This is a genomic window from Rickettsia argasii T170-B (assembly GCF_000965185.1).
In the GTDB taxonomy this organism is placed as follows: domain Bacteria; phylum Pseudomonadota; class Alphaproteobacteria; order Rickettsiales; family Rickettsiaceae; genus Rickettsia; species Rickettsia rickettsii.
In genome coordinates this window covers 383625-404114 of the sequence record NZ_LAOQ01000001.1, presented here as the reverse complement: position 1 = coordinate 404114, position 20490 = coordinate 383625, and the positions used below count along the sequence as shown (strand labels likewise).

Genomic DNA, 20490 nt, shown 5'->3' with positions numbered 1-20490 from the left:
TAGATATGATTAACCACCTACGCATCGGTATCGGTATTTTAATCTTAATAGGAATGAAATTTTATTAGGTAAACGTATTAGTTCCCATGGTGAGTCTAGTTATGCTCCTGTAGGTGGACATTTAGAATTTGGAGAAACATTTGAAGAATGTGCTATCCGTGAAGTTTTAGAAGAAACAAATCTGATCATTGAAAATCCACAATTGATAGCGGTGACTAACGATATTTTTGAAAAAGAACAAAAGCATTACGTCTTGATTTTCCTTAAAGCTCATTGTTTAAATGAGCATGAATTACAGAATCTTGAGGCTCATAAAGTAGAAAGCTGGTAGTGGTTTGCTCTTGATAATTTACCCTCTAACCTTTTTCTACCTCTAAAAAGACTCATTGAGAAAAAATGTTATTTATATAAAAAAAGTATTGATTAACTAAGTTTATCTAATTTTAAATATCCGGACGCGTATTTGTGTAAAACACTAGCAATAAGAGTTTGATAAGACATTCTTTTTTGTGCTGCAATTCTTTTTATATGATTTAAATCGTATAACGGCAATCTAATATTAATTCTTTCCGATTTTTAAAAAAATTAACTGCGGCAATTTTAGCTATATTTTTTGTCTCTCTAGTTCTTTTTTAGGTAACTCTAAAAGCTCATCTTGTTCAAAATAATCTAGTATTTCTTGTTCTTTTTCAGTAAATTTGTATTTTTTCATAATCTAAGCCTTAGCTTGACAATATCATCCTAACTTAGCAATATTAATAAATGATCACCTTGATATAATTATGATAATACAGATTTTATTGTTGTAGTGGATTGAATGGTGGGTTTGAGAAGACTTGAACTTCCGACCTCACGCTTATCAGGCGTGTGCTCTAACCAGCTGAGCTACAAACCCACAGGTAGAAATATGGCGAGCTCGCCGGGATTTGAACCCGGGACCCTTTGATTAAAAGTCAAATGCTCTACCAACTGAGCTACGAGCTCTTAAATATATTGCATATATTCAAAAATTATGTTTTACTTTATCGCCGAAAAAGGCTAATCTGTCAACAATTATTTTTTAATTTAAACTTAGAAAGTTTATGCGGCATCAGGACGTGGCTATAATTATCCCCTCAAGACTAAGTTCAACTAGGCTTAAACAAAAACCGCTGCAGCTTATCGGCTCTATAACTTTAATCGAGCGGGTATTCAAACAAGTAAATCAAGCGGGCCTTGAGCATACATATGTTGCGACCGACTCGGAAGAGATAGCAAGCGTTATTACAAAAGTCGGAGGAAAAGTAATATTCACGGATAGTGCTATCCCAACCGGTACTGATCGTACTTATGAAGCTTTTAAATTAATTCCAAATAATCAAAATATTAATTACATAGTTAATGTACAGGGAGATATGCCTTTCATTGAACCTAGCTCTATTTTGAAAATTATAGAATATTTAAAAAACAGCAAATACGATATTGTTACACCGATAGTAAAAGTAGATAGGGAATCAGTGAAAGCTAGTAGTAATGTTACCGTAGCAGTGGACTCGGCGGGAACAGCATTGTATTTTTCGCGTAGTCTTATTCCAAATGGTGCAGAAGAATTTTTATATCATGTAGGCATGTATGGTTTTCGCAAAAACGCTTTAGAAAAATTTGTATCTCTTAAGCCAACTTTTTTAGAAAAAACAGAACGTTTAGAACAATTACGTGTCCTTGAAAACGGCATGACTATAGGTACATGTTTAGTTGAGAATGTTCCTATTTCCGTAGATACGGAAGAAGACTTAAAAAAAGCAGTAAAATTTTACGAAAATATTAGTAAACTAGGTTTATAATAATGGTACATTTCATTTTTGTTACCGGCGGCGTTGTTTCATCACTCGGTAAAGGTCTAACGGCAGCATCTCTTGCTATGCTATTGCAAGCGAAAGGTTTTAGAGTAAGTGTACGAAAACTAGACCCTTATCTTAACATTGACCCGGGAACTATGAATCCTCACGAACATGGTGAGGTATATGTAACCGATGACGGAGCAGAAACCGATCTAGATCTTGGACATTATGAACGTTTTACCGGAGTTTCCGCATGCAAATTTGATAGCATCACAACAGGTGCGATATACTCAAAATTACTTAAAGATGAACGTTTAGGAAATTACGCCGGCGTTACTGTTCAAGTCATCCCGCATGTTACAAATATAATAAAAGATTTTATACTTTCAAACACCAAGGGTTTTGATTTTATTATTTGTGAAATAGGCGGTACAGTCGGTGATATTGAAGGTCTACCGTTTTTTGAAGCTATAAGGCAAATTGGTAACAAATTAAAAAGCGAAAATTGTTTATTTATTCATTTAACATTATTACCTTATGTTAAAACCGCCCGTGAATTAAAAATAAAACCTACCCAACACTCAGTTAAAGCATTACGCGCTATAGGTATTTCACCTAATATACTAGTGTGTCGTGCAGAACGTAACATTTCAAAAGGCGAAATAGATAAAATAGCTTTATTGTGTAATATAGAATCTGAGTATGTTGTTCCGGCAATAGATCAAAAAAATATATATTTAGTACCGATTGCATATCATAATTCAGGTCTTGATAATAAAGTATTAAAATTTTTTAATATTAATATAATGCCGTCTAAATTAGATAAATGGCATGATATAATTAATAGGATAAAAGATTCTAATTCAAAAGTAAGAATCGCTATAATAGCTAAATATCATAAATTAAAAGATGCTTATAAATCAGTAATCGAGGCACTTGATCATGCAGGTATTTATTACAAATACAAAATTGATTTAGTATGGATAAATGCTGAAACTCTAACTGAAGAGAATATTAATAAAAAATTATTAGATATAGATGGGGTTTTAGTACCAGGCGGATTTGGAGAACGGGCAACTAAAGGAAAAATTATAGCAATAAAATATGCCCGTACTAATAACATACCTTTTTTTGGAATATGTTTCGGTATGCAACTTGCGACGATCGAAATAGCTCAGAATTTAATCGGTATTAAAGATGCAGTAACGGAAGAATTTAAAGTAGACGGTACAAAAATTATTGAGAAAATAAATAAAAACTGTGAAGACTCAAAAATAAAAATTGAAAATGTAAAAAAGACTATGAGGCTCGGCTCTTATCCTTGTAGTTTGGTCGCAAGTACCATTGCAGCTAATGCTTATAAAAGCCTTGAAATAAATGAGAGACATCGTCATAGATATAAATTTAATAATGAATTTCAAAATATTTTTGAAAAACACGGAATAGTATTTAGCGGTTTTTCAAAAGACGAAGAGATTGTAGAAATAATTGAACTACCGCTACTGCGTTGGTTCGTAGGAGTACAATTTCATCCGGAATTTAAATCTAAACCTTTTGAAGCTCATCCGTTATTTATTCAGTTTATTAAAGCAGCGATTGAGTATAACAAATGTAATTAACAATAATATATGAGACTATGTTAAAAATCTTGACATAGTTTTTATTATAGTCTAGGGTGCATAAAAATAATATAGCCGGACAGTTTCTGAAAAGCTTTATAGGTCATAGTAAATCAATGGATAGCGTGGATTCTAATTTCACAATTTGGAATAAAGCCAGAAACAGTAAATTTAGACATATAGTATGGCCGATTAGATCGTATGAATTAACCAAGTTCATCCCGATGACTTTACTAATGTTTTTTATTCTACTTAATCAAAACTTAGTTCGTAGTATTAAAGATAGTTTTGTTGTTACCTTAATTAGCTCAGAAGTATTGAGTTTTATCAAACTTTGGGGCGAAATGCCGATGGGAATTTTATTTGTTATTTTTTATTCTAAACTCTGTAATATTATGACAACAGAGCAAGTTTTTAGGATAATTACCGGTATTTTTTTATTTTTCTTCGCAATTTTTGGTTTTATTTTATTTCCGTACAGAGAGTTTTTTCATCCCGATCCCGAATTAATTAAGCACTATATCACTGTTCTTCCTCACTTAAAATGGTTTTTAATAATTTGGGGACAGTGGAGTTTGGTATTATTTTATATTATGGGAGAGTTATGGCCGGTTATAGTCTTTACTCTTTTATATTGGCAGCTTGCAAATAAAATTACTAAAGTCGAAGAAGCACCAAGATTTTACTCATTTTTTACTTTATTCGGACAAACTAATTTACTCATCTCAGGAACCGCAATTATTTATTTTGCTAAGAGTGAGCATTTCTTATTACCTTTATTTTCTCATCTCAACGATACAAATGAAATTCTTTTAAAATCATTTATTACGGTTATTTTAATATCCGGATTAATTTGTCTAGCTCTTCATAAACTTATTGATAAATCAGTCGTAGAAGCTGACAAAAATATTAAATTTAAAAACCAAAGAACGGATATATTAAAATTAAACTTGGTCGAAAGTGCAAAAGTAATATTAACTTCTAGATATCTCGGTTTTATTTGTCTTCTTGTAATGTCTTATTCTATGAGTATTAGCCTAATAGAAGGATTATGGATGTCCAAAGTAAAGCAACTCTATCCCGCGACAAAGGATTTTATGGCCTATCACGGTAAAGTGTTTTTTTGGACGGGAGTACTCACGTTAGTTAGTGCGTTTTTAGGCAGTAGTTTAATTAGAATATGCGGCTGGTTTTGGGGAGCTATTATAACACCAATTATGATGTTTGGAGCAGGTTTTATGTTCTTTTCATTCACGGTTTTTGAAAATCACCTAGGAAATATCGTAAATACTCTCGGCTATAGTACGCCGCTTATCGTTATAGTTTTTATCGGCGGACTTTGGCATGTACTTTCTAAATCCGTAAAATATTCACTTTTTGATGCTACTAAAGAAATGGTATATATTCCGCTCGATAGTGAAATGAAGACCAAAGGTAAAGCTACAGTTGATGTTATGGGTGCTAAAATCGGTAAATCAATAGGTGCTATTATTCAATTCATATCCTTTAGTATTTTCCCGAACGCCATACATAACGACATAGCCGGTTTATTGATGTTTAGTTTTATTATCGTATGTCTATTATGGCTATATGGCGTGAAAGTTTTATCGAAATATTATAATAAGATGATACAACGTTGATAAGGATATCCATGCCTGCGAAGGCTTGCTTGCGTTGATACCTAATCTTCATGAGCTACGTAGGCGTTGTTGCATGACTCAGAAAAGGCGTACGATGTCATTCCTAGCTCAACATTGTTGCGTAGACCGGTAAAATCCCCTGTGTCATCCCGTGGCTTGACCACGGGATCCATAAAAACAATAAAAAATACTAAAATTATTAGTATTTTTAACTGGATCCCGTGGTCAAGTCGCGGGATGACATCGGGAAAACTGATCCACTCAACAAGGCCCGAAAGCGGGGGTCTAGCATAATAACTTCAAATATCGATATAGAGAAGTTATTATGCTAGATTTCCGCCTACGCGGGAATGACATAAAACAATCCATGCATACAATGCTGAATAGGAATGACCAGTGCTTTTCAAAAATTGCTTGATGCTATGAATCAAACTACTGTATTTTGAATATCCTCTCCTATTAATCCTTGATCAAGCAAATCAAAAGCCTCATCCAAACACTTATATACTGCATTTTCTTAAGCTACTTCCGAATAATCTTCGATTAACCCTAGATTTTGACAATAATAACAAGTTGAGCTTTTAAACCATCACTCTATTGATTTTTAATATAATCTAATATTATTTTTAAAACAGCTTGGCTTACTATCCTTTGCTTTTTCATATTTATTTTTTTAAGCTCTGTAATCTGTCAACATATACTCTTAACGTCTCTACTTCTTTACTTTGATATATTAAACCCTCTATTTTTTCAATTTGTTTTATTAACCGCTCTGCCTCCTTCATACGGTTCTTTACATTGTCTTACTAAATTTGCTTTTGTAAAATTAGTACTGTTATGCATTAATAGTGAAAGCATAATTTTGTTTTTTACTGAGTTACGACCACAGTAATGTAATACTTCACCCATCTGTTTATAGTCATTCACCGTAGCACCATATTCAAGTAACATTTTGGCTTTTTTAAAATTACCTGTAATCTCTAAAGCAGTATCACCATTCTCATCTTATATATTAAGATCAATACCTTTTTGTAGTAACTCTTTAAGGTCTGCTAAGTCAGTTACATAATGTAGGGTACTTTTGTTTTCTGGTCTATCTACCGTATCAAAACTAACATCTTTACTGTTTTACTATTAAGACTATTGTTAATACTAATGCGTAAATCATGAAACATTTCTGGAGCGGTTTTACATTCTTTTGTATTACTCCCCTTTCCTATACAAGATTTAAAAATATTTATTAACTGAGAAATTTTAGGCATAATTATTTTTTTAGTTATTTTATTAAGATTCCATGTTTCATGGTATTTTTGACTCGGCATTATATTAATCTATTTTAATAAAGTCAATGTGAATGGTTAATTTTTATGAATTAACCAATTAACAATATAATTTAAAAATTCTTTTTTCTTGAATCTATTTATAATATAGTAATAGGCATATTTAATATTTGTAGAGGGAGTAATGAAACAAAATCCAAAAATCTCATTAATAGGTAGCGGTAACATAGGTGGTACACTTGCTCACTTAATTAGCCTTAGAGAACTCGGCGATATCGTGTTATTTGATGTGACTGAAGGAGTACCACAAGGAAAAGCATTGGATCTCATGCAAGCCGGTACAATAGCCGGGTCTGATATCAAAATAAAAGGCACAAACGACTATAAAGATATTGAAGGATCTGATGCCATAATTATTACTGCCGGTTTACCAAGAAAACCAGGGATGAGTAGAGACGATTTAATTAGCATTAACACCGGTATTATGAAAACGGTTGCAGCAAATGTTAAAAAATACGCTCCTGATGCCTTTGTAATAGTCATTACCAATCCACTTGATGTTATGGTATATGTCATGCTTAAAGAAAGCGGATTGCCTCACAATAAAGTAATCGGTATGGCAGGAGTACTTGACTCATCAAGATTTAATCTTTTTCTTGCTGAAGAGTTTAAAGTATCAGTTAGCAATGTTAATAGCACGGTTCTCGGCGGTCACGGCGATGCTATGGTACCTCTTGCAAGATATTCTACAATATCAGGCGTGCCGATACCTGACTTGATCAAAATGGGCTTATCAAGTAATGAAAATATTGAAAAAATAATCGATCGTACTAGAAACGGCGGCGGTGAGATTGTTGCATTACTTAAAACAGGTTCTGCTTATTATGCTCCCGCAGCCTCAGCAATAGAAATGCTTGAATCATATTTAAAAGATAAACGCCAGATTCTAACTTGTGCCGCTCATTTACAAGGTGAGTACGGCGTACATGATTTATATGTCGGAGTGCCTATTATGATCGGTAAAGAAGGTGTTCTAAAAGTAATAGAACTGCAGTTAACCGCAGAGGAAAAAGCACTATTTGATAAATCAGTCGAGGAAGTTAAAAAACTCATTGAGACGATAAAATAAATGATAAAATTATATTATTGAAGCACAAATGCAACAAGATTTAAAATATTGAATTAATACTAATTATTAATATTGTTAATTGAACATAAATGGTATTACATTTTGGTTTATTTTTATTAATAGAGGGAAATTATGAAACATAAGAATGAATTAGACCGGCTAAATTTAAATTAGTATTTTAGAAACAGATAAACTAGCTATAACACGTACAACTAATTTTATAGAAGCTCTAATAAACAAAATAGACCCTAGAACGCCGGGACCGTATGTTGCTCAGCAACAAGCTAACTTCAAAGTAGCAAATGATAAAAATATACAGGGTGCTAGTAAAGGCTCAACTTGATGTCCTAATATCCCCTTCAGATTTTTCAGCATTATTAAGACTAAGTAATTCATTACCGGTCACTAATGAGCAAAAACTAGAAATAAAGGGCAATATTAATCTATTGCAATTGATGGCAGAAGTTGTTCAGAAAGTAGGGGAAAAGAGCTTAAATATACAGCAAGATAAAAAAGTACTTACCTCACAAAAAAACGAACAAGCTATAACACACGGTCAACAAAAAGTAGAACTTAGCATTAAAGAAGAAATAATCAAGTTAAGGGAAGCAGTTCAAGAAACAATCAAAAATCCAACTAATAATGAAGAATTTAATAAGACATCAAAAGAAATTTTAGGTTTGATTAATAATATCAACTCTCATCAACCATCTAGATTACAGGCAGCTAGAAATAAAATCCTGAGTAGCGGAGAAAGCCCTAATACTAAAAATACAGAAATAGAGGGATTTTTTCTTGAACAACATGAATGGGATAAATTTCAAGAATTAAGAGAAAGATTACAAAAAATAAAAGAGTCTAGAGAAAAATTAGATGAAATGAAAAATTTTTATACCTTGATAATGCCAGGGATTTTTCAGATGGTTTACAAAATTTATTTGAGGAGTTAAAAAATAAAGAAGAGACAGGGGCAAAAGAACTTATAGAAGCTTCTAAAAATATACTCAGCAAAAAAGTATATCAGTAAATAAAAATTACTTCCGTAATACTAATAATTCAAGCGAATTAGATTTACAATATAAGATGTTGTTAAGATAATATCTCGCCAAATATAAAGGAGGCTCTAGTCTTATATGCCAGAAGTAATAACAATATTGATATATTATCTGAAGAATTAGCAAATAAAAATATATCAAATTTAATCAAGCAAAATGAATCAGTACTATAAAAAGAAACAGGTAAATATTCTCCTTCTTTAGAAACTATACCTGAAGATTCTATACCTAAGTTATCACCGGCAATAGTACATTACTCAACAGAACTTTTTGCAAAACTAGAAAATTCATTCAATGAACTAGCACAATTCACTGATAAAATATTAATAGATACCGGCAAATCTTATGTACAACAGGCAAATATTAATCCTAAATCTAATACCGTTTCTAGATCTTCTTCTATTGATTCAGGAATAGGCTCAAGTCAAGAAGAATTATCTACCAAATTTGGAAAAAGCAGCTCTACTAATTTAATTGAAGCTCTTGATTTAGCACAAGCGAAAATTTTATCAAATTCAAATACAGCAAAAGATACGTTAACGGCAACACAAGAACTACAAAAATCTATCCAACAAAAAGAAGTAAGCAATGAAAGACTTACCCAAGAAGAAGTAGATAATATTTATAAGACACTAGGTATATTTGAAGAAATTAAGGAATATGAAAAGAGCGACAATTCACGTGTTCCTCGTTTACTAAATAAAAATTACTATAAACTAACTGATCCTCGTGAGGAGCGTAGAAGCGATAATATCGCTTTAGAGCAGGATGACACCGGAATGCTGCCTCCTGCCCCAAATAGTGCCGTTTCAGATAAATTAAAAGAAGCAGTAGATGATTATATATCTGAGCTACAAAATGAAAAGCTATCTAAAGATACATCCCCGAAACAAGTTGAGGCAATAACTCATCCAATGCAGGAAGCAATACCGACTCCTCCTGCTCTTTCCTGGAATACTCATCCTATATTCGATGATACAATAAAGTTCTTAAAGAGGTTTAAAGAAGAGATCGATAAATTTCCACAAGATTATACCTTTACCATACCTCTATATTGAAATAATGTTAATAGAAATTTAGGAAGAAGTGAATTTTTAGCAAGTATGGTATCGACTTCTTAACAAGATGAGAGAATTAATGATATATTAGATAAACTTCAAAAAATTTCTACTAATTGTATTAAGATAAGTAATAATGATGATAAATTTAATAAAGAGATTAAAAAATCTTTTGTAGAAATTAATACCACATTAAAAAATATAATAGAATATTTAAATTCCAATATAGAAAAAGTTCAAAAGAATTTATCTAATTTAGAATCTTTGACTTATGAATTATCTAAAAATACATCTCCGAAACATATTAAGCAATCAACCCAAGATCAACCTAAAATATCTACAGGAGCAGTTACCGGTATAAAAGATAGAATAGCAAAATTTGAAGCAGACTCTGACAGCAAAATCAAAAAATACTGAACAGAAGAAAAGAAACAGACTGTAGAAAAACAACATGAAAATACTCAATCTGACTATATAACTCCTCAGAAAAATTTTGAGTTTGAAAATCGAGGTAAAGAAATTAAAGAAAATAGTAACAATTGAAAAAGGCTTTGATAGTAAAACAACAAGATACTGGACATCACCGGCGGGATGGGATAAATGGGAGGAAGAAAAACAGAAAGGTATAGGAAAAGAGAATGAACTAATAAAACCTCGTACAAAATTTGCAATAGGACATTCTCAACATACTCAATCTAAAGAGCCTATATATCATCCCACTCCTGAAAAATTGAATATTAACGAAATAACTCACGATTTAAAGCTAAAAAGCAATGCAAAAAACTTAAAAGACAACTTTGAAAACTTAGCAAAAGAAGCAAAGCCAATTGGGACACAAGCACAGCAAAGCTCCAAATCTTCAAGTAGTCCTAGCATAAAACCTACAGGTTGCAGTAAAGACGAAAGAAATATCTAAGGCAATTGATGTTATTCTTGTTTTTGGGTCTTGTTGCATGGCTCGTTTATGTCATTCCCGCGGAGGCGGGACTCCAGTAAAACACATAAAAAACAAGTTTTTTATGTGTTTATTTTGTCAAATATGTAAATTCTGTATCAATATTGAAGTTATTGTTCTAGATCCCCGCTTTTGCGGGAATGACATTGAGTAGGTTTTTCGAGCCATACAACAAGGCTTTACTGTTGTGAGGATGACATCCTGCGTAAAACTAACACTGTACTCATTAATATTATAAGCAAAAATATGAAAAAGCTTAAAGTGAGAGATAGTGACTTAAAAGTTTGCCATAACAACATACTAAAGAAAGGAGTAGTTGAGGATAGAATAATACCTCCAAAAGAATGTGATAGACTATAAAGCCTCATTTTAACATTAGTCTTAAATAAGGATTGAACAATAATTTGTAGCGGTACTGCATAAAATGCTGCAAGTCCTATTAATATAACGGGACAAAGAATATTAAATATTTGTTTGTATAACATTATTTGCATTCCTAAAGCAACAATAATGCTGACAAATAAAGCCCATGTAATCTGTCTTAAAGGGTTTATTTTATCGGCAAACAGCCCTGCAAAAACAGCTGATATTCCATAGGTAGTAGTAAGAGCTATATTCATAAATCTTATTTCAGGATGATTTATAAAAGCTATTTTTGTTAAAAAAACTCCTAAGAAAATTACTAAAAAGTGATACACTCCTCCAATAGCACCGTTTATTAGTAATGCTATTATAACGGATAGTTTATTATTCCATATAATTTGCCGCAAGGTACTTTTTGATGACGTTCTTAAAAATTCGCTACTTTCTTTAAAAAAATTTCTCATCAAAATAGCAAATAAACCAAATATTGCACCAATAAAGAAATTAAAACGCCATAAATATTGGATATCGGAATTACTAGCGTAATAATAAGCTATAGCCGCAAGTAATGCACCTATTTGGCTACAGCATGAAACTATTCCTATATTTAAATTTTTCTGATTATCTCCTGTTTTTTCAGCTACATAAACCTTTATTCCGTCAACTTCTCCGGCAAGGCTTGCTAAAAAAACCATTCGACATAATGTTAGTATTACCGTAGCAAAAATACCTATTATCTCAAAGGAAGGAGTAATAGCAATTAATCCGGTAGAAATGCTACTCATGCACATTGATATCTTGATAGATTTAGTACGCCCGTATTTATCTCCGATAAATCCAAAAATTAAGGACCCTAAAGGTCGTACTATAACGGCTGCACTAAGAATAGCAAAAAAACCAAGTAGTTGTTTATCCTGCTCTATATTAGGTAAGAAATTTTGTGCAAGAATACTAGCCGATAAACCGAATAGAGCATAATCATAATAACGGATAATCGTTGTAAAAAATGCAACTAAAAAAGCTGAATTAGACATATAATATTTTCTTTTTGTGGCAACATCATATGATACCAACTATTTAGGCTGTGTGAAAGAAAATTAATTTAATCTATTTTTACTCTTGGTGTCTACAAATTATAAGATTTTTTTGAAATAGGAACAACTACAGCATAATTTCAATATAGAAATCTTTTATATTTATTTTACTATTGTAGTTTTAATTATAATATTTTATATTTGGTATATATTCAATTTTTAACTGTTTTAAAAATATGCACTTAGAATATAAAGTTACTATATCTGAAAATGGCAGAATAAATATTCCTGCAAAAATTCGTGATCAATTACATCTTGCTTCAGGAGATCAGTTAATGCTAATACTTGATAAAGAATTAACATTGATTCCTCTAAAAAATAAAATTAAAGAATTTCAAGCATTAGTAAAATCTAGAAATAAAGATAACATATCATTAGTTGACTCTTTAATTGAATCAAGAAGAAAGGAATTTAATAATGAATAAATATATTTTAGATTCATCTGCTTTACTTGCATTATTTAACTTAGAAACTGGTAGTGACAAGGTCGAAGAATTATTACCGTTATCTATTATGTCTGCAGTAAATATAGCAGAAGTAGTAGCTGAACTAGATAAAAAATTGAACATATCTTTTACTCAAAGTAAAGAAATGATCTCAGCTTCAATAAATAAAATTGTAGCCTTAGATTTTGATCAAGCTATAGAAATTGGACGCTTAAAGAAAGAAACAGAACAATTTGGCTTATCTCTTGGTGACAGCGCTTGCATTAGCCTAGGATTAATTACAGGCTATCCTATATATACTGCAGATAAAATTTGGGCTAAACTGCAATTAAATTGTAAAATCGTTCTAATTCGCTAGGCTCTATGAAGATTTCTAATTGATTTGCTATTTTGAGGCATTTTTTAGCGAAAATTAATAAAATTTTTGAAAGAATAGCTACTCCTATTTCAAAGAAACCTTATGATTTGCAGCAAAAAATAACCAAAATTAAATCTTCTTAGAAATCTTCATAGAGACTAACAGCTCATTTTATGATAAAATTTGAAAAAAGAGCCATTATGATACTATAATAATTACATTCCTCTTCCTAAGTTTTGCTTTTCTATTTTTTCTCTTCGTGCTTTCATAGCTTTTGTTAGTTCTTCTTTATGCTTATCTCCTCCTTGAGGCATTTGCTTACCAACATCCTTTGCCTCTTTTTTTATAGTTTTTGGAATTGATATAGGTGGTGGCGGAGGCGATGGGGGAATAGGAATACCGCTTCCAGGCATTAGAGACGGCATCGGTATAGTACCGCTAGGCACAGTTGGAGTATTTTTTGAAGATTGATTAACAGCTTCTGCTTGCTGCTGCTTTATCTTCTCTTCTTTCATACGTTTTATAGCTGCTAATGCTCCTTGTTGCTGTAAATCTGCAGCTGTCGGCTCTCTTTTTGTAGAAGTTAAGTATTTATTTTTATTATCAAACTTTTGTTCTCTATCGGAAGCACTATTAAATAGTATTATGTTCTTTTTCTATAGCCTTAAATTGATTATTAATAGCTTCTAATTCTGCAGCGATTTTCCATCTTTCTTCTCTAGTAATATTAGAATTAGCTTTTTTTTCTTCAAGCCCCTTTTTCCTCTCTTCTAGTTCTTTCTGTTTTTGCTTTAATTCTTCTATACGTTTTGCATGATTATCTATTTTTTCTTCTGTACTCTTTGTTTGCTGCTCGAAAGAATCCTGTACTTAGTCTGCTTTGAACTTTTTTCTTTAACTCTTCATCAAAAGAAAGCGGTTTATTTCGTACAGGCTGTCCTAAATCAGAATGTATTAGATCGTCAAAATTTTCTCTAGAAGCTAACGGTTTTTTACCGGTATCAGGTATTTGAGGATCATGTTTTTGTAAACCTTTTGTAATTTCTTGTATATTTTTATTAAGTTCTGTAATCGACACCACTTTACCTCTCACAAGTTAATTGATTTTAAAGACATAGTAATTAAACCTCTTTTATAGCTTCAACACAAGCAAAAATTGCTATTTTTAGTATTTCATTAGCTGTTGCTGTAGCTTGAAGTATTTGAACGGGTTTTTCAAAACCGTTTGTTATAGGACCTATAAAGCTGTTTGACGAAAATTCTTGTAACAACTCAGTAGAAATAGCAGCTGAATTTAAACCAGGCATAATTAATACATTTGCAGATCCTGATAATCTACAAAATTTATATAATTTACGTAAATCACCATCTAAAGCCACTTTAACCGACATCTCTCCGTCATATTCAAAATCTACCTTCATGCCGCTCAGCTCTTTTTTGTCTTTGCTAAAATTATCTAGTATATTTACTGCTTCACGAATACAAGCTGTTTTTGCCTTAGAAGAATTACCGAATGTTGAAAAAGAAAGAAGTGCAACACGAGGCGTGATTCCCATATTTTTAGCAATTTCTGCAGTTTGGGTTGCTATTTGTGCAAGTTCCCAGCTGTTTGGATATTCTGTAATACAATTATCGGCAATAATAATATTATTATCTTTAGCAATCATAATTGAATAGCCAAGGATGCTACGATTAGTTTTTGGTGAAATGACTTTCATGATATCTTCTAAACTATCGATATAACTTTTCGTAACACCGGTTAGAAGAGCATCACCATCACCGCATGCTAACATACAAGCAGCGAAAATATTCTTATCAGTTTTAACAAGCTTTGCACAATCACGGTATAAATAACCTTTTCTCTGAAGTCTTTTATATAAATAATCAGTATATTTCTCTAAACTATTGCTTAAGGCCGCATTCATTATTTGAATTCCGTCTAAGCTAATATCTTGACCTATCTTTTTTAACATAGCCTCAATTCGTTCAACACGACCAATTATAATCGGATGACCGTATTTCTTGTCTCGCATCATAAGAGCGGCAGAAATTACTTCTTCTTCTTCACCTTCAGCAAAAACAATCCGTTTAAGCGGTGCATTATGAATTTTTTCAGCTAAGAAATTCATATAGTTAGCAGTAGGATTTAATCTGCTACCTAATTCTTTCTTATATTTACCTATACTAAAATCTTTAACCCTAGCAACGCCGCTTTCTATTGCAGCAACGGCAACTGCCGTTGCTACTACGGTAATTAAACGAGGATCAAACGGTACAGGAATGATATATTCCTTACCAAAAACCATCTTACGCCCTGAGTAAGCTTTATACACCTCTTCCGGTACAGGTCTACGGGCTAAATCTGCAATGGCTTTTGCCGCAGCTATTTTCATTTCCGTATTAATAGTCTTAGCTCTTACATCTAATGCTCCTCTAAAAATATAAGGAAATCCCATAACATTATTAATCTGATTATTATAATCAGATCGCCCTGTTGCTATAATCGCATCATCACGCACAAGTTTTATATCTTCCGGAGTAATTTCCGGATCAGGGTTAGCCATAGCAAAAACAATCGGATTACTTGTCATTCTACTCACCATATCTTTAGTTACTGCCCCTTTTACCGATAACCCTATAAATACATCAGCGTTATTTAAGCTTTCCGCTAAAGTTCTAAACTTGGTATCACTTGCATATAGCTCTTTCCATTTATTCATACCTTCTAGGCGTCCTTTGTAAACAACGCCTTTAGTATCACATACAATAATCTTTGATTTATCGGCTCCAAGAGCAATTAATAAATCAATGCAAGCAATAGCTGCTGCACCTGCTCCATTAACTACGATTTTTAAATCTTCAAGCTTGCGATTAGTAAGATACGCAGCATTTATTAGCCCTGCGGCGGTAATAATCGCTGTTCCATGCTGATCGTCATGAAAGACCGGTATATCCATTAAAGATTTTAATTTTTCTTCTATAATAAAACATTCTGGAGCTTTAATATCTTCAAGATTAATACCCCCAAAACTATAACTGAGATACTTCACGGCATTAATAAATTCTTCAGGGTCTTCCGTATTCACTTCCAAGTCAATTGCATCAATATCAGCAAATTTTTTGAATAGTACCGCTTTACCTTCCATCACCGGTTTTGAAGCGGCAGCTCCTAAATTACCAAGCCCAAGTACGGCAGTACCGTTAGAGATTACGGCAACTAAATTACCGCGAGCAGTATATTTATATACATCCTCTAAATTTTTAGCAATTTCAAGGCAAGGAGCCGCAACCCCTGGGGAATAAGCAAGCGATAAATCTTGCTGAGTAACTAAAGATTTTGTTGCAGAAATAGCGATCTTACCAGGCTTATCTTTTTCATGATATTCAAGGGCCTCAGCATAATTTATTTTATTCATTTCATCCATTTTAGAAATTCCTGTTTTATTTGTTTGTTTTGGTTTTTCGTCATTGCGAGCAGACGCAATAGGCATCGACGAAGCAATCTCAGGCAACATTCCTGAGATTGCCACGCTCCTTTCAGTCACTCGCAATGACGTGGTAAATTCACCCCATTATATACATAATAATTGATATAGTAACTACCGAGAAAAAAGTAGTAAATGTTATAATCGACGCCATAGAATCAGGATCACCGTCAAGTTGACGAGATAAAACATAAGCCGTACTCGCACATGGAAGGCAGCTATATAATATTCCTACCGATCTATCTAATCCGTCAATAGACATTAACCATAGTACTACTACACTAACTAGAGGAAATGCAACTAATTTAACAAAGCTTGTAAACATTACATTATGTAAAAGCTCTTGTCTAATAGTAAAATTAAGCCCTGCCCCAACATTTAGCATACCGATAGCTAAAGCGGCATTAGAAAGGCTATCTAACGTTTTCTTAAGCCCTAAATGTAATTCAAGATTTGAGTAATTAAAAACGAATCCTACTAAACTTGCGATAATTAACGGATTACGCACAATTAATTTCATCATTAAAACAAAACTAGTGCTAATAGTATTAGTAACGGATTTATTAGGGATATAATAAGCGAAAATCATTACCGATAAAACATTGGTAAAAATAATCATATAAGAAGAAATAATGGCAACGATTGAAAGCCCACTAGAACCAAGCAAGGGGCTACTTACCCCAAAAAAAATGTAGCTATTATAACGAATCGATCCTTGAAAAATGGAAGTAAATTGGACTTTATCTATGTTGTATTTTTTTTGGTAAATTATAAGACCGATTGATACAAGAATAGTGGATATAATAAGAGCCACTACTAATTTAATTATGGGCGCAATGCTTAAATCGGCAGTAGATACGTAACTAAACAACATGGCAGGAAATAGTACAAAATACGATAATTTCTCAATACCACGCCAAAATTCTTCTGAAGTTAACCATTTATTTTTGATAATACTACCAAGCAGCGTAATAAAAAAAATAGGTAACGTACTACAAAAAATTTCATTCATTTGTTAATAGTTTTTATTTTAACGTCATTACAAGGAGCGAAGCGACGTGGCAATCTCGTCCAACTTCCTGAGATTGCCACACTCACTTCGTTCGCAATGACGCTTAGATACCCATGCGGGAATGATATATAGGCTACAACTGCCCTTCAACCAGCTTTTTCATTTCCTGCACCCCGTAAAGCTTTATAAAAGTCCCAAGTCTTGGACCTTCATTCTGTCCAAGCAATATTTGATATAAATCTTTGAAGTAATCACGCAGATTTTCATATCCTGCTTTCATTCCTATATCATATATTGTTTTCTGAATTGCTTCAGCTTCGGTTTGATCAGCTATATCAGATAACATATCTAATATATCCTGCAAAATAACCTTATGCTTTTCAGAAGGAGATAAATATGATTTATGTGCTTTAATAAAGTCATTATAATATCTTATAGCAAATTCTGCTAAATGGTCAAGATAAGGGTTAGCATTTGGAGTGGCTTTTGGCTCATATTTGCTAATAAATCCCCAAAGCACCGATTTATCCGAAGGATTACACACAGAAGTAAGATTTAAAAGCAACGAATAGGTAATTCCAAAAGTCTCAATTTTCGGTACATTTCCGTGATGGATGTGATAAACGGGATTTGCAAAACGCTTTGCCATATCCTCTTCTAAATGATATTTCTGATTAAAAGTAATATATTCATCAACATTTTTAGGAATTACATCAAAAAACAAACGCTTAGCTCTAGTCGGATTTTGATACATAAATAATGCCATACTTTCAACAGGAGCATATTTAAGCCAATCATCAATGCTAATACTATTACCTTTTGATTTTGATATTTTCTCACCGTTTTCATCTAAGAATAACTCATAACATAACTGCACCGGCGGCTTTCCTCCTAGGATTCGGCAAATTTCCGAATAAAGACGAGCATTTGCCAAATGGTCTTTGCCGTACATCTCATAATCGACTTTAAGCGCAGCCCAACGCATACCAAAATCCGGCTTCCACTGTAATTTGCAATGCCCTCCCGTTACCGGTACTTCTATATAATTACCGGCTTTGTCTTTATACGTTACAGTGCCTGCTTTAGCATCCCATTTCTCTATAGGTACTTGCAGTACCTTACCTGTGTTCGGACATATAGGCATGAAAGGTGAATAGGTAGCCTTGCGCTCTTCTCTAAAAGTCGGTAGCATTAGCTCCATTATCTCATCATATTTCTCAAGCACCATTATCAGCATCTCATCAAACATACCAGCTTTATAACAGTTAGTACTGCTATAAAATTCATATTCAAAGCCGAATTTATCAAGGAATGAGCGAAGCTTTGCATTCATATAATGCCCATAACTTTCACATTCACCGAATGTATCAGGGATAGAAGTAAGTGGCATATCCATATACTGTGCCACCATTTCAGGATTTGGGATATTACTAGGTACTTTACGAAGCCCGTCCATATCATCGGAAAAGCAAATTAGTTTAGTCGGAATATCGGATAATTGCTCAAATGCTTTCTGTACCATCACCATACGAGCATTTTCACCAAAAGTACCGATATGAGGTAAACCTGAAGGACCGTAACCCGTTTCAAATAATACATACCCCTTCTCAGGAATTTTACCGTTTAAGCTATCTAATATCTTCTTAGCCTCAACAAAAGGCCACGCGTTTGACTTAATAGCATCTTTCCAAATTTCTGACATTGATTTTTCTTGCGCTTTAATTAATAATCAGTGACAATATATTAAATTTATTTATTTGTAAAATATCAAATTAAACACTGTCATTGCGAGGAGCTAAGCGACGTAGCAATCTCATCAAACTTCCCGAGATTGCCACGCTCCTGGCAGTCGCTCGCAATGACATTAAGAACAAAAAAACCATGCCATTTAATACTATTATAAATTACATCAGAAAAGATAGCTATAAAGTTCTACATTTAGGACTGATTGCAATTTCTATAATAGCACTTGCTACCGCTTATATTGCTGAATATATCTTCCATTATACACCCTGTCCTTATGCGTTTACGAACGATTTCCCTATTTAACCCTAATCAAAATTTGCTTAACTGCTTTAATCATCCGACAGTTAAGTAAATATACTTTAATATTCATTCTCCTAACTATCCTTAGCTCTTGTATATTATCAACCTATCATAGTTTCGTAGAAAGAGGCATAGTACAACCAAGTGCTCTTTGTTCATCAATGCTTCGTATCCCGAAAGGCTTGTCTATACAACACATCAAACAAATGTTCTACTCGCAGCCAATCACGTCCTGCATGAAACCCGCCATCAAAATCTTTGGTATTTCTATGACAGAGTATAATCTACTCTTAAATATCGGTCTTCTAATCTGTTTACTCCTCGTTTGGTTTTATACAAAATCTAATAAATAGTTAAAAAATTAACTATTAGCTTGCATAAATTCAAAATATTATGTATAATGCTCGCACGACAAAATAATATTTAAACATAACATAAAGGAATATTTATATGATGAATCAACCAACAAATAATGCTAATTACAGACTTCAAGACGGTAGTACGGTTTTACATAATGCAGCACGTATAGGGAATGTAAATAATGTTAGACTTTTACTTTCACAAGGTGCCAATGTTAATGCTTTAAATGCTAAAGGAAAAAAACTATAGATTATGCATCTAAACCAGAAATTAAAGAAATACTAACTGATTCCGCTAATGCACACTCAGCACTGCCTGAATTCAAAGCAGAACAAAAGCTTGCTGAGATGAAGAAAAATATTAAAAATGAGGATGATAAAAATAAAATTATCAACGGATTAATTATGAATCCTGAATTTTATTCTGATATAGATGATGTTACAAGAGAGAAATTAATAGAAAAACTTTTTAATTATAATATTAACTATAATAATCCAGTAATAGCTCCGGTAACAGCACCGGCACCAGTAACAACCACTACTGCTACAGAAATAGCAGCAGAGGGCAATGTACGTGCACAAAACCATGAAATATATGACACCTTAATTGAAGCTGAAGACAACCGTACACCGTTTAGTATAGAAGCCTCAGCTAGAAATGCAAATATTGTTCAAAAATTAATTGAGCAAGGTCATGATGTCAATGCTAAGGATTAACAAGGGAATACGGCATTATTTTATGCAAGCACTCAAGAAATAGCTAAAATTTTA

20 protein-coding genes, 2 tRNA genes and 2 pseudogenes are annotated in these 20490 nt (G+C 32.7%); 14 read left to right on the top strand and 10 right to left on the bottom strand.

Annotated elements, in window-relative coordinates; translation table 11 throughout:
• Positions 1 to 58: 58 nt before the first annotated feature.
• A complete protein-coding gene (locus RAT170B_RS08285) occupies positions 59 to 331 on the top strand; it encodes a nucleotide triphosphate diphosphatase NUDT15 (RefSeq protein ID WP_082068627.1) in 273 nt (90 codons plus the stop codon).
• Between the two features lie 487 nt (positions 332 to 818).
• On the opposite strand, the gene RAT170B_RS02165 is transcribed toward RAT170B_RS08285, so the two are convergent.
• Together RAT170B_RS02165 and RAT170B_RS02160 are read right to left on the bottom strand one after the other, a co-directional pair.
• A tRNA-Ile gene (locus RAT170B_RS02165) sits at positions 819 to 895 on the bottom strand.
• Positions 896 to 908: 13 nt separating this feature from the next.
• Positions 909 to 984, bottom strand: a tRNA-Lys gene (locus RAT170B_RS02160).
• 98 nt (positions 985 to 1082) lie between these two features.
• Between RAT170B_RS02160 and RAT170B_RS02155 the strand changes: the two genes are divergently transcribed.
• The 3 genes from RAT170B_RS02155 (at position 1083) to tlc2 (ending at position 5079) form a co-directional block, all read left to right on the top strand.
• Positions 1083 to 1823, top strand: coding sequence for a 3-deoxy-manno-octulosonate cytidylyltransferase (locus RAT170B_RS02155; protein WP_014014217.1), 741 nt, complete (start codon positions 1083 to 1085; stop codon positions 1821 to 1823).
• 2 nt (positions 1824 to 1825) lie between these two features.
• A complete protein-coding gene (locus tag RAT170B_RS02150; RefSeq protein WP_045805479.1) occupies positions 1826 to 3439 on the top strand; it encodes a CTP synthase in 1614 nt (537 codons plus the stop codon).
• A 116-nt stretch (positions 3440 to 3555) separates the two neighbouring features.
• On the top strand, positions 3556 to 5079 hold the full coding sequence (gene tlc2 / locus RAT170B_RS02145; RefSeq protein WP_045805529.1) for a nucleotide exchange transporter Tlc2: 1524 nt from the start codon (positions 3556 to 3558) through the stop codon (positions 5077 to 5079).
• Positions 5080 to 5829: 750 nt separating this feature from the next.
• Here the strand turns inward: tlc2 and RAT170B_RS02140 are convergent.
• Together RAT170B_RS02140 and RAT170B_RS02135 are read right to left on the bottom strand one after the other, a co-directional pair.
• A complete protein-coding gene (locus RAT170B_RS02140; RefSeq protein ID WP_261368640.1) occupies positions 5830 to 6030 on the bottom strand; it encodes a hypothetical protein in 201 nt (66 codons plus the stop codon).
• A 146-nt stretch (positions 6031 to 6176) separates the two neighbouring features.
• Positions 6177 to 6401: a hypothetical protein gene (locus RAT170B_RS02135; protein WP_045805478.1), complete on the bottom strand. Its 225-nt coding sequence runs from the start codon at positions 6399 to 6401 to the stop codon at positions 6177 to 6179.
• Between the two features lie 142 nt (positions 6402 to 6543).
• Here RAT170B_RS02135 and mdh point away from each other — a divergent pair, with 142 nt between their 5' ends.
• The 5 genes and pseudogenes from mdh (at position 6544) to RAT170B_RS02110 (ending at position 10517) form a co-directional block, all read left to right on the top strand.
• Positions 6544 to 7488: a malate dehydrogenase gene (gene mdh, locus RAT170B_RS02130; protein WP_045805477.1), complete on the top strand. Its 945-nt coding sequence runs from the start codon at positions 6544 to 6546 to the stop codon at positions 7486 to 7488.
• 302 nt (positions 7489 to 7790) lie between these two features.
• Positions 7791 to 8438, top strand: coding sequence for a hypothetical protein (locus tag RAT170B_RS07790; protein ID WP_261368639.1), 648 nt, complete (start codon positions 7791 to 7793; stop codon positions 8436 to 8438).
• Positions 8439 to 9322: 884 nt separating this feature from the next.
• Positions 9323 to 9601, top strand: a complete 279-nt coding sequence (locus RAT170B_RS09590; RefSeq protein ID WP_045805476.1) for a hypothetical protein — start codon at positions 9323 to 9325, stop codon at positions 9599 to 9601.
• Between the two features lie 264 nt (positions 9602 to 9865).
• Positions 9866 to 10193: pseudogene (locus RAT170B_RS12045) on the top strand (hypothetical protein); the annotation flags it as partial.
• A gap of 138 nt (positions 10194 to 10331) precedes the next feature.
• Positions 10332 to 10517 (top strand): hypothetical protein, encoded by a 186-nt coding sequence (locus tag RAT170B_RS02110; protein ID WP_045805528.1) that lies wholly within the window; start codon positions 10332 to 10334, stop codon positions 10515 to 10517.
• A 218-nt stretch (positions 10518 to 10735) separates the two neighbouring features.
• On the opposite strand, the gene RAT170B_RS02105 is transcribed toward RAT170B_RS02110, so the two are convergent.
• Entirely contained in the window at positions 10736 to 11953 is a 1218-nt protein-coding gene (locus RAT170B_RS02105) for an MFS transporter (protein ID WP_014014205.1), read from the bottom strand.
• 236 nt (positions 11954 to 12189) lie between these two features.
• Here RAT170B_RS02105 and RAT170B_RS02100 point away from each other — a divergent pair, with 236 nt between their 5' ends.
• Both RAT170B_RS02100 and RAT170B_RS02095 read left to right on the top strand, forming a co-directional pair.
• Positions 12190 to 12438 carry an AbrB/MazE/SpoVT family DNA-binding domain-containing protein gene (locus tag RAT170B_RS02100; protein ID WP_010977150.1) on the top strand — a complete coding sequence of 83 codons (249 nt, stop codon included), beginning with the start codon at positions 12190 to 12192 and terminating at the stop codon, positions 12436 to 12438.
• Entirely contained in the window at positions 12431 to 12817 is a 387-nt protein-coding gene (locus tag RAT170B_RS02095; protein ID WP_045805475.1) for a type II toxin-antitoxin system VapC family toxin, read from the top strand. The genes RAT170B_RS02100 and RAT170B_RS02095 overlap by 8 nt, the downstream gene beginning before the upstream one ends.
• A 215-nt stretch (positions 12818 to 13032) precedes the next feature.
• Here RAT170B_RS02095 and RAT170B_RS02090 read toward each other — a convergent pair whose 3' ends face one another.
• The 5 genes from RAT170B_RS02090 to RAT170B_RS02070 form a co-directional block, all read right to left on the bottom strand.
• Positions 13033 to 13332, bottom strand: coding sequence for a hypothetical protein (locus RAT170B_RS02090; RefSeq protein ID WP_045805527.1), 300 nt, complete (start codon positions 13330 to 13332; stop codon positions 13033 to 13035).
• Positions 13333 to 13634: 302 nt separating this feature from the next.
• Positions 13635 to 13895, bottom strand: coding sequence for a hypothetical protein (locus RAT170B_RS11140; protein WP_261368638.1), 261 nt, complete (start codon positions 13893 to 13895; stop codon positions 13635 to 13637).
• Between the two features lie 43 nt (positions 13896 to 13938).
• Positions 13939 to 16242 (bottom strand): NADP-dependent malic enzyme, encoded by a 2304-nt coding sequence (locus RAT170B_RS02080; protein WP_045805526.1) that lies wholly within the window; start codon positions 16240 to 16242, stop codon positions 13939 to 13941.
• 139 nt (positions 16243 to 16381) lie between these two features.
• Positions 16382 to 17314: an AEC family transporter gene (locus tag RAT170B_RS02075; protein ID WP_045805474.1), complete on the bottom strand. Its 933-nt coding sequence runs from the start codon at positions 17312 to 17314 to the stop codon at positions 16382 to 16384.
• Positions 17315 to 17447: 133 nt separating this feature from the next.
• Complete coding sequence (locus RAT170B_RS02070) at positions 17448 to 19016, bottom strand: lysine--tRNA ligase (protein WP_045805473.1); 1569 nt, start codon at positions 19014 to 19016, stop codon at positions 17448 to 17450.
• A 179-nt stretch (positions 19017 to 19195) separates the two neighbouring features.
• Here RAT170B_RS02070 and RAT170B_RS08260 point away from each other — a divergent pair.
• The 3 genes and pseudogenes from RAT170B_RS08260 to RAT170B_RS02060 all read left to right on the top strand — a co-directional run bounded on the left by RAT170B_RS08260 (position 19196) and on the right by RAT170B_RS02060 (position 20436).
• A pseudogene (locus RAT170B_RS08260) lies at positions 19196 to 19713 on the top strand (disulfide bond formation protein B).
• Between the two features lie 97 nt (positions 19714 to 19810).
• Positions 19811 to 19969 carry an ankyrin repeat domain-containing protein gene (locus RAT170B_RS11135; protein ID WP_261368637.1) on the top strand — a complete coding sequence of 53 codons (159 nt, stop codon included), beginning with the start codon at positions 19811 to 19813 and terminating at the stop codon, positions 19967 to 19969.
• Between the two features lie 98 nt (positions 19970 to 20067).
• The gene (locus RAT170B_RS02060) at positions 20068 to 20436 is read left to right on the top strand and encodes a hypothetical protein (protein ID WP_045805472.1); all 369 of its coding nucleotides are present in this window, start codon (positions 20068 to 20070) and stop codon (positions 20434 to 20436) included.
• Positions 20437 to 20490 lie beyond the last annotated feature (54 nt).

Coding starts and splice junctions, on each gene's coding strand:
- RAT170B_RS02155 (WP_014014217.1), top strand. CDS start 1,083: ATGCGGCATCAGGACGTGGCTATAATTATCCCCTCAAGACTAAGTTCA.
- RAT170B_RS02150 (WP_045805479.1), top strand. CDS start 1,826: ATGGTACATTTCATTTTTGTTACCGGCGGCGTTGTTTCATCACTCGGT.
- tlc2 (WP_045805529.1), top strand. CDS start 3,556: ATGGATAGCGTGGATTCTAATTTCACAATTTGGAATAAAGCCAGAAAC.
- RAT170B_RS02140 (WP_261368640.1), bottom strand. CDS start 6,030: ATGTTACTTGAATATGGTGCTACGGTGAATGACTATAAACAGATGGGT.
- RAT170B_RS02135 (WP_045805478.1), bottom strand. CDS start 6,401: ATGCCGAGTCAAAAATACCATGAAACATGGAATCTTAATAAAATAACT.
- mdh (WP_045805477.1), top strand. CDS start 6,544: ATGAAACAAAATCCAAAAATCTCATTAATAGGTAGCGGTAACATAGGT.
- RAT170B_RS07790 (WP_261368639.1), top strand. CDS start 7,791: ATGATAAAAATATACAGGGTGCTAGTAAAGGCTCAACTTGATGTCCTA.
- RAT170B_RS09590 (WP_045805476.1), top strand. CDS start 9,323: ATGCTGCCTCCTGCCCCAAATAGTGCCGTTTCAGATAAATTAAAAGAA.
- RAT170B_RS02105 (WP_014014205.1), bottom strand. CDS start 11,953: ATGTCTAATTCAGCTTTTTTAGTTGCATTTTTTACAACGATTATCCGT.
- RAT170B_RS02100 (WP_010977150.1), top strand. CDS start 12,190: ATGCACTTAGAATATAAAGTTACTATATCTGAAAATGGCAGAATAAAT.
- RAT170B_RS02095 (WP_045805475.1), top strand. CDS start 12,431: ATGAATAAATATATTTTAGATTCATCTGCTTTACTTGCATTATTTAAC.
- RAT170B_RS02090 (WP_045805527.1), bottom strand. CDS start 13,332: ATGAAAGAAGAGAAGATAAAGCAGCAGCAAGCAGAAGCTGTTAATCAA.
- RAT170B_RS02080 (WP_045805526.1), bottom strand. CDS start 16,242: ATGGATGAAATGAATAAAATAAATTATGCTGAGGCCCTTGAATATCAT.
- RAT170B_RS02075 (WP_045805474.1), bottom strand. CDS start 17,314: ATGAATGAAATTTTTTGTAGTACGTTACCTATTTTTTTTATTACGCTG.
- RAT170B_RS02070 (WP_045805473.1), bottom strand. CDS start 19,016: ATGTCAGAAATTTGGAAAGATGCTATTAAGTCAAACGCGTGGCCTTTT.
- RAT170B_RS11135 (WP_261368637.1), top strand. CDS start 19,811: ATGATGAATCAACCAACAAATAATGCTAATTACAGACTTCAAGACGGT.
- RAT170B_RS02060 (WP_045805472.1), top strand. CDS start 20,068: ATGAAGAAAAATATTAAAAATGAGGATGATAAAAATAAAATTATCAAC.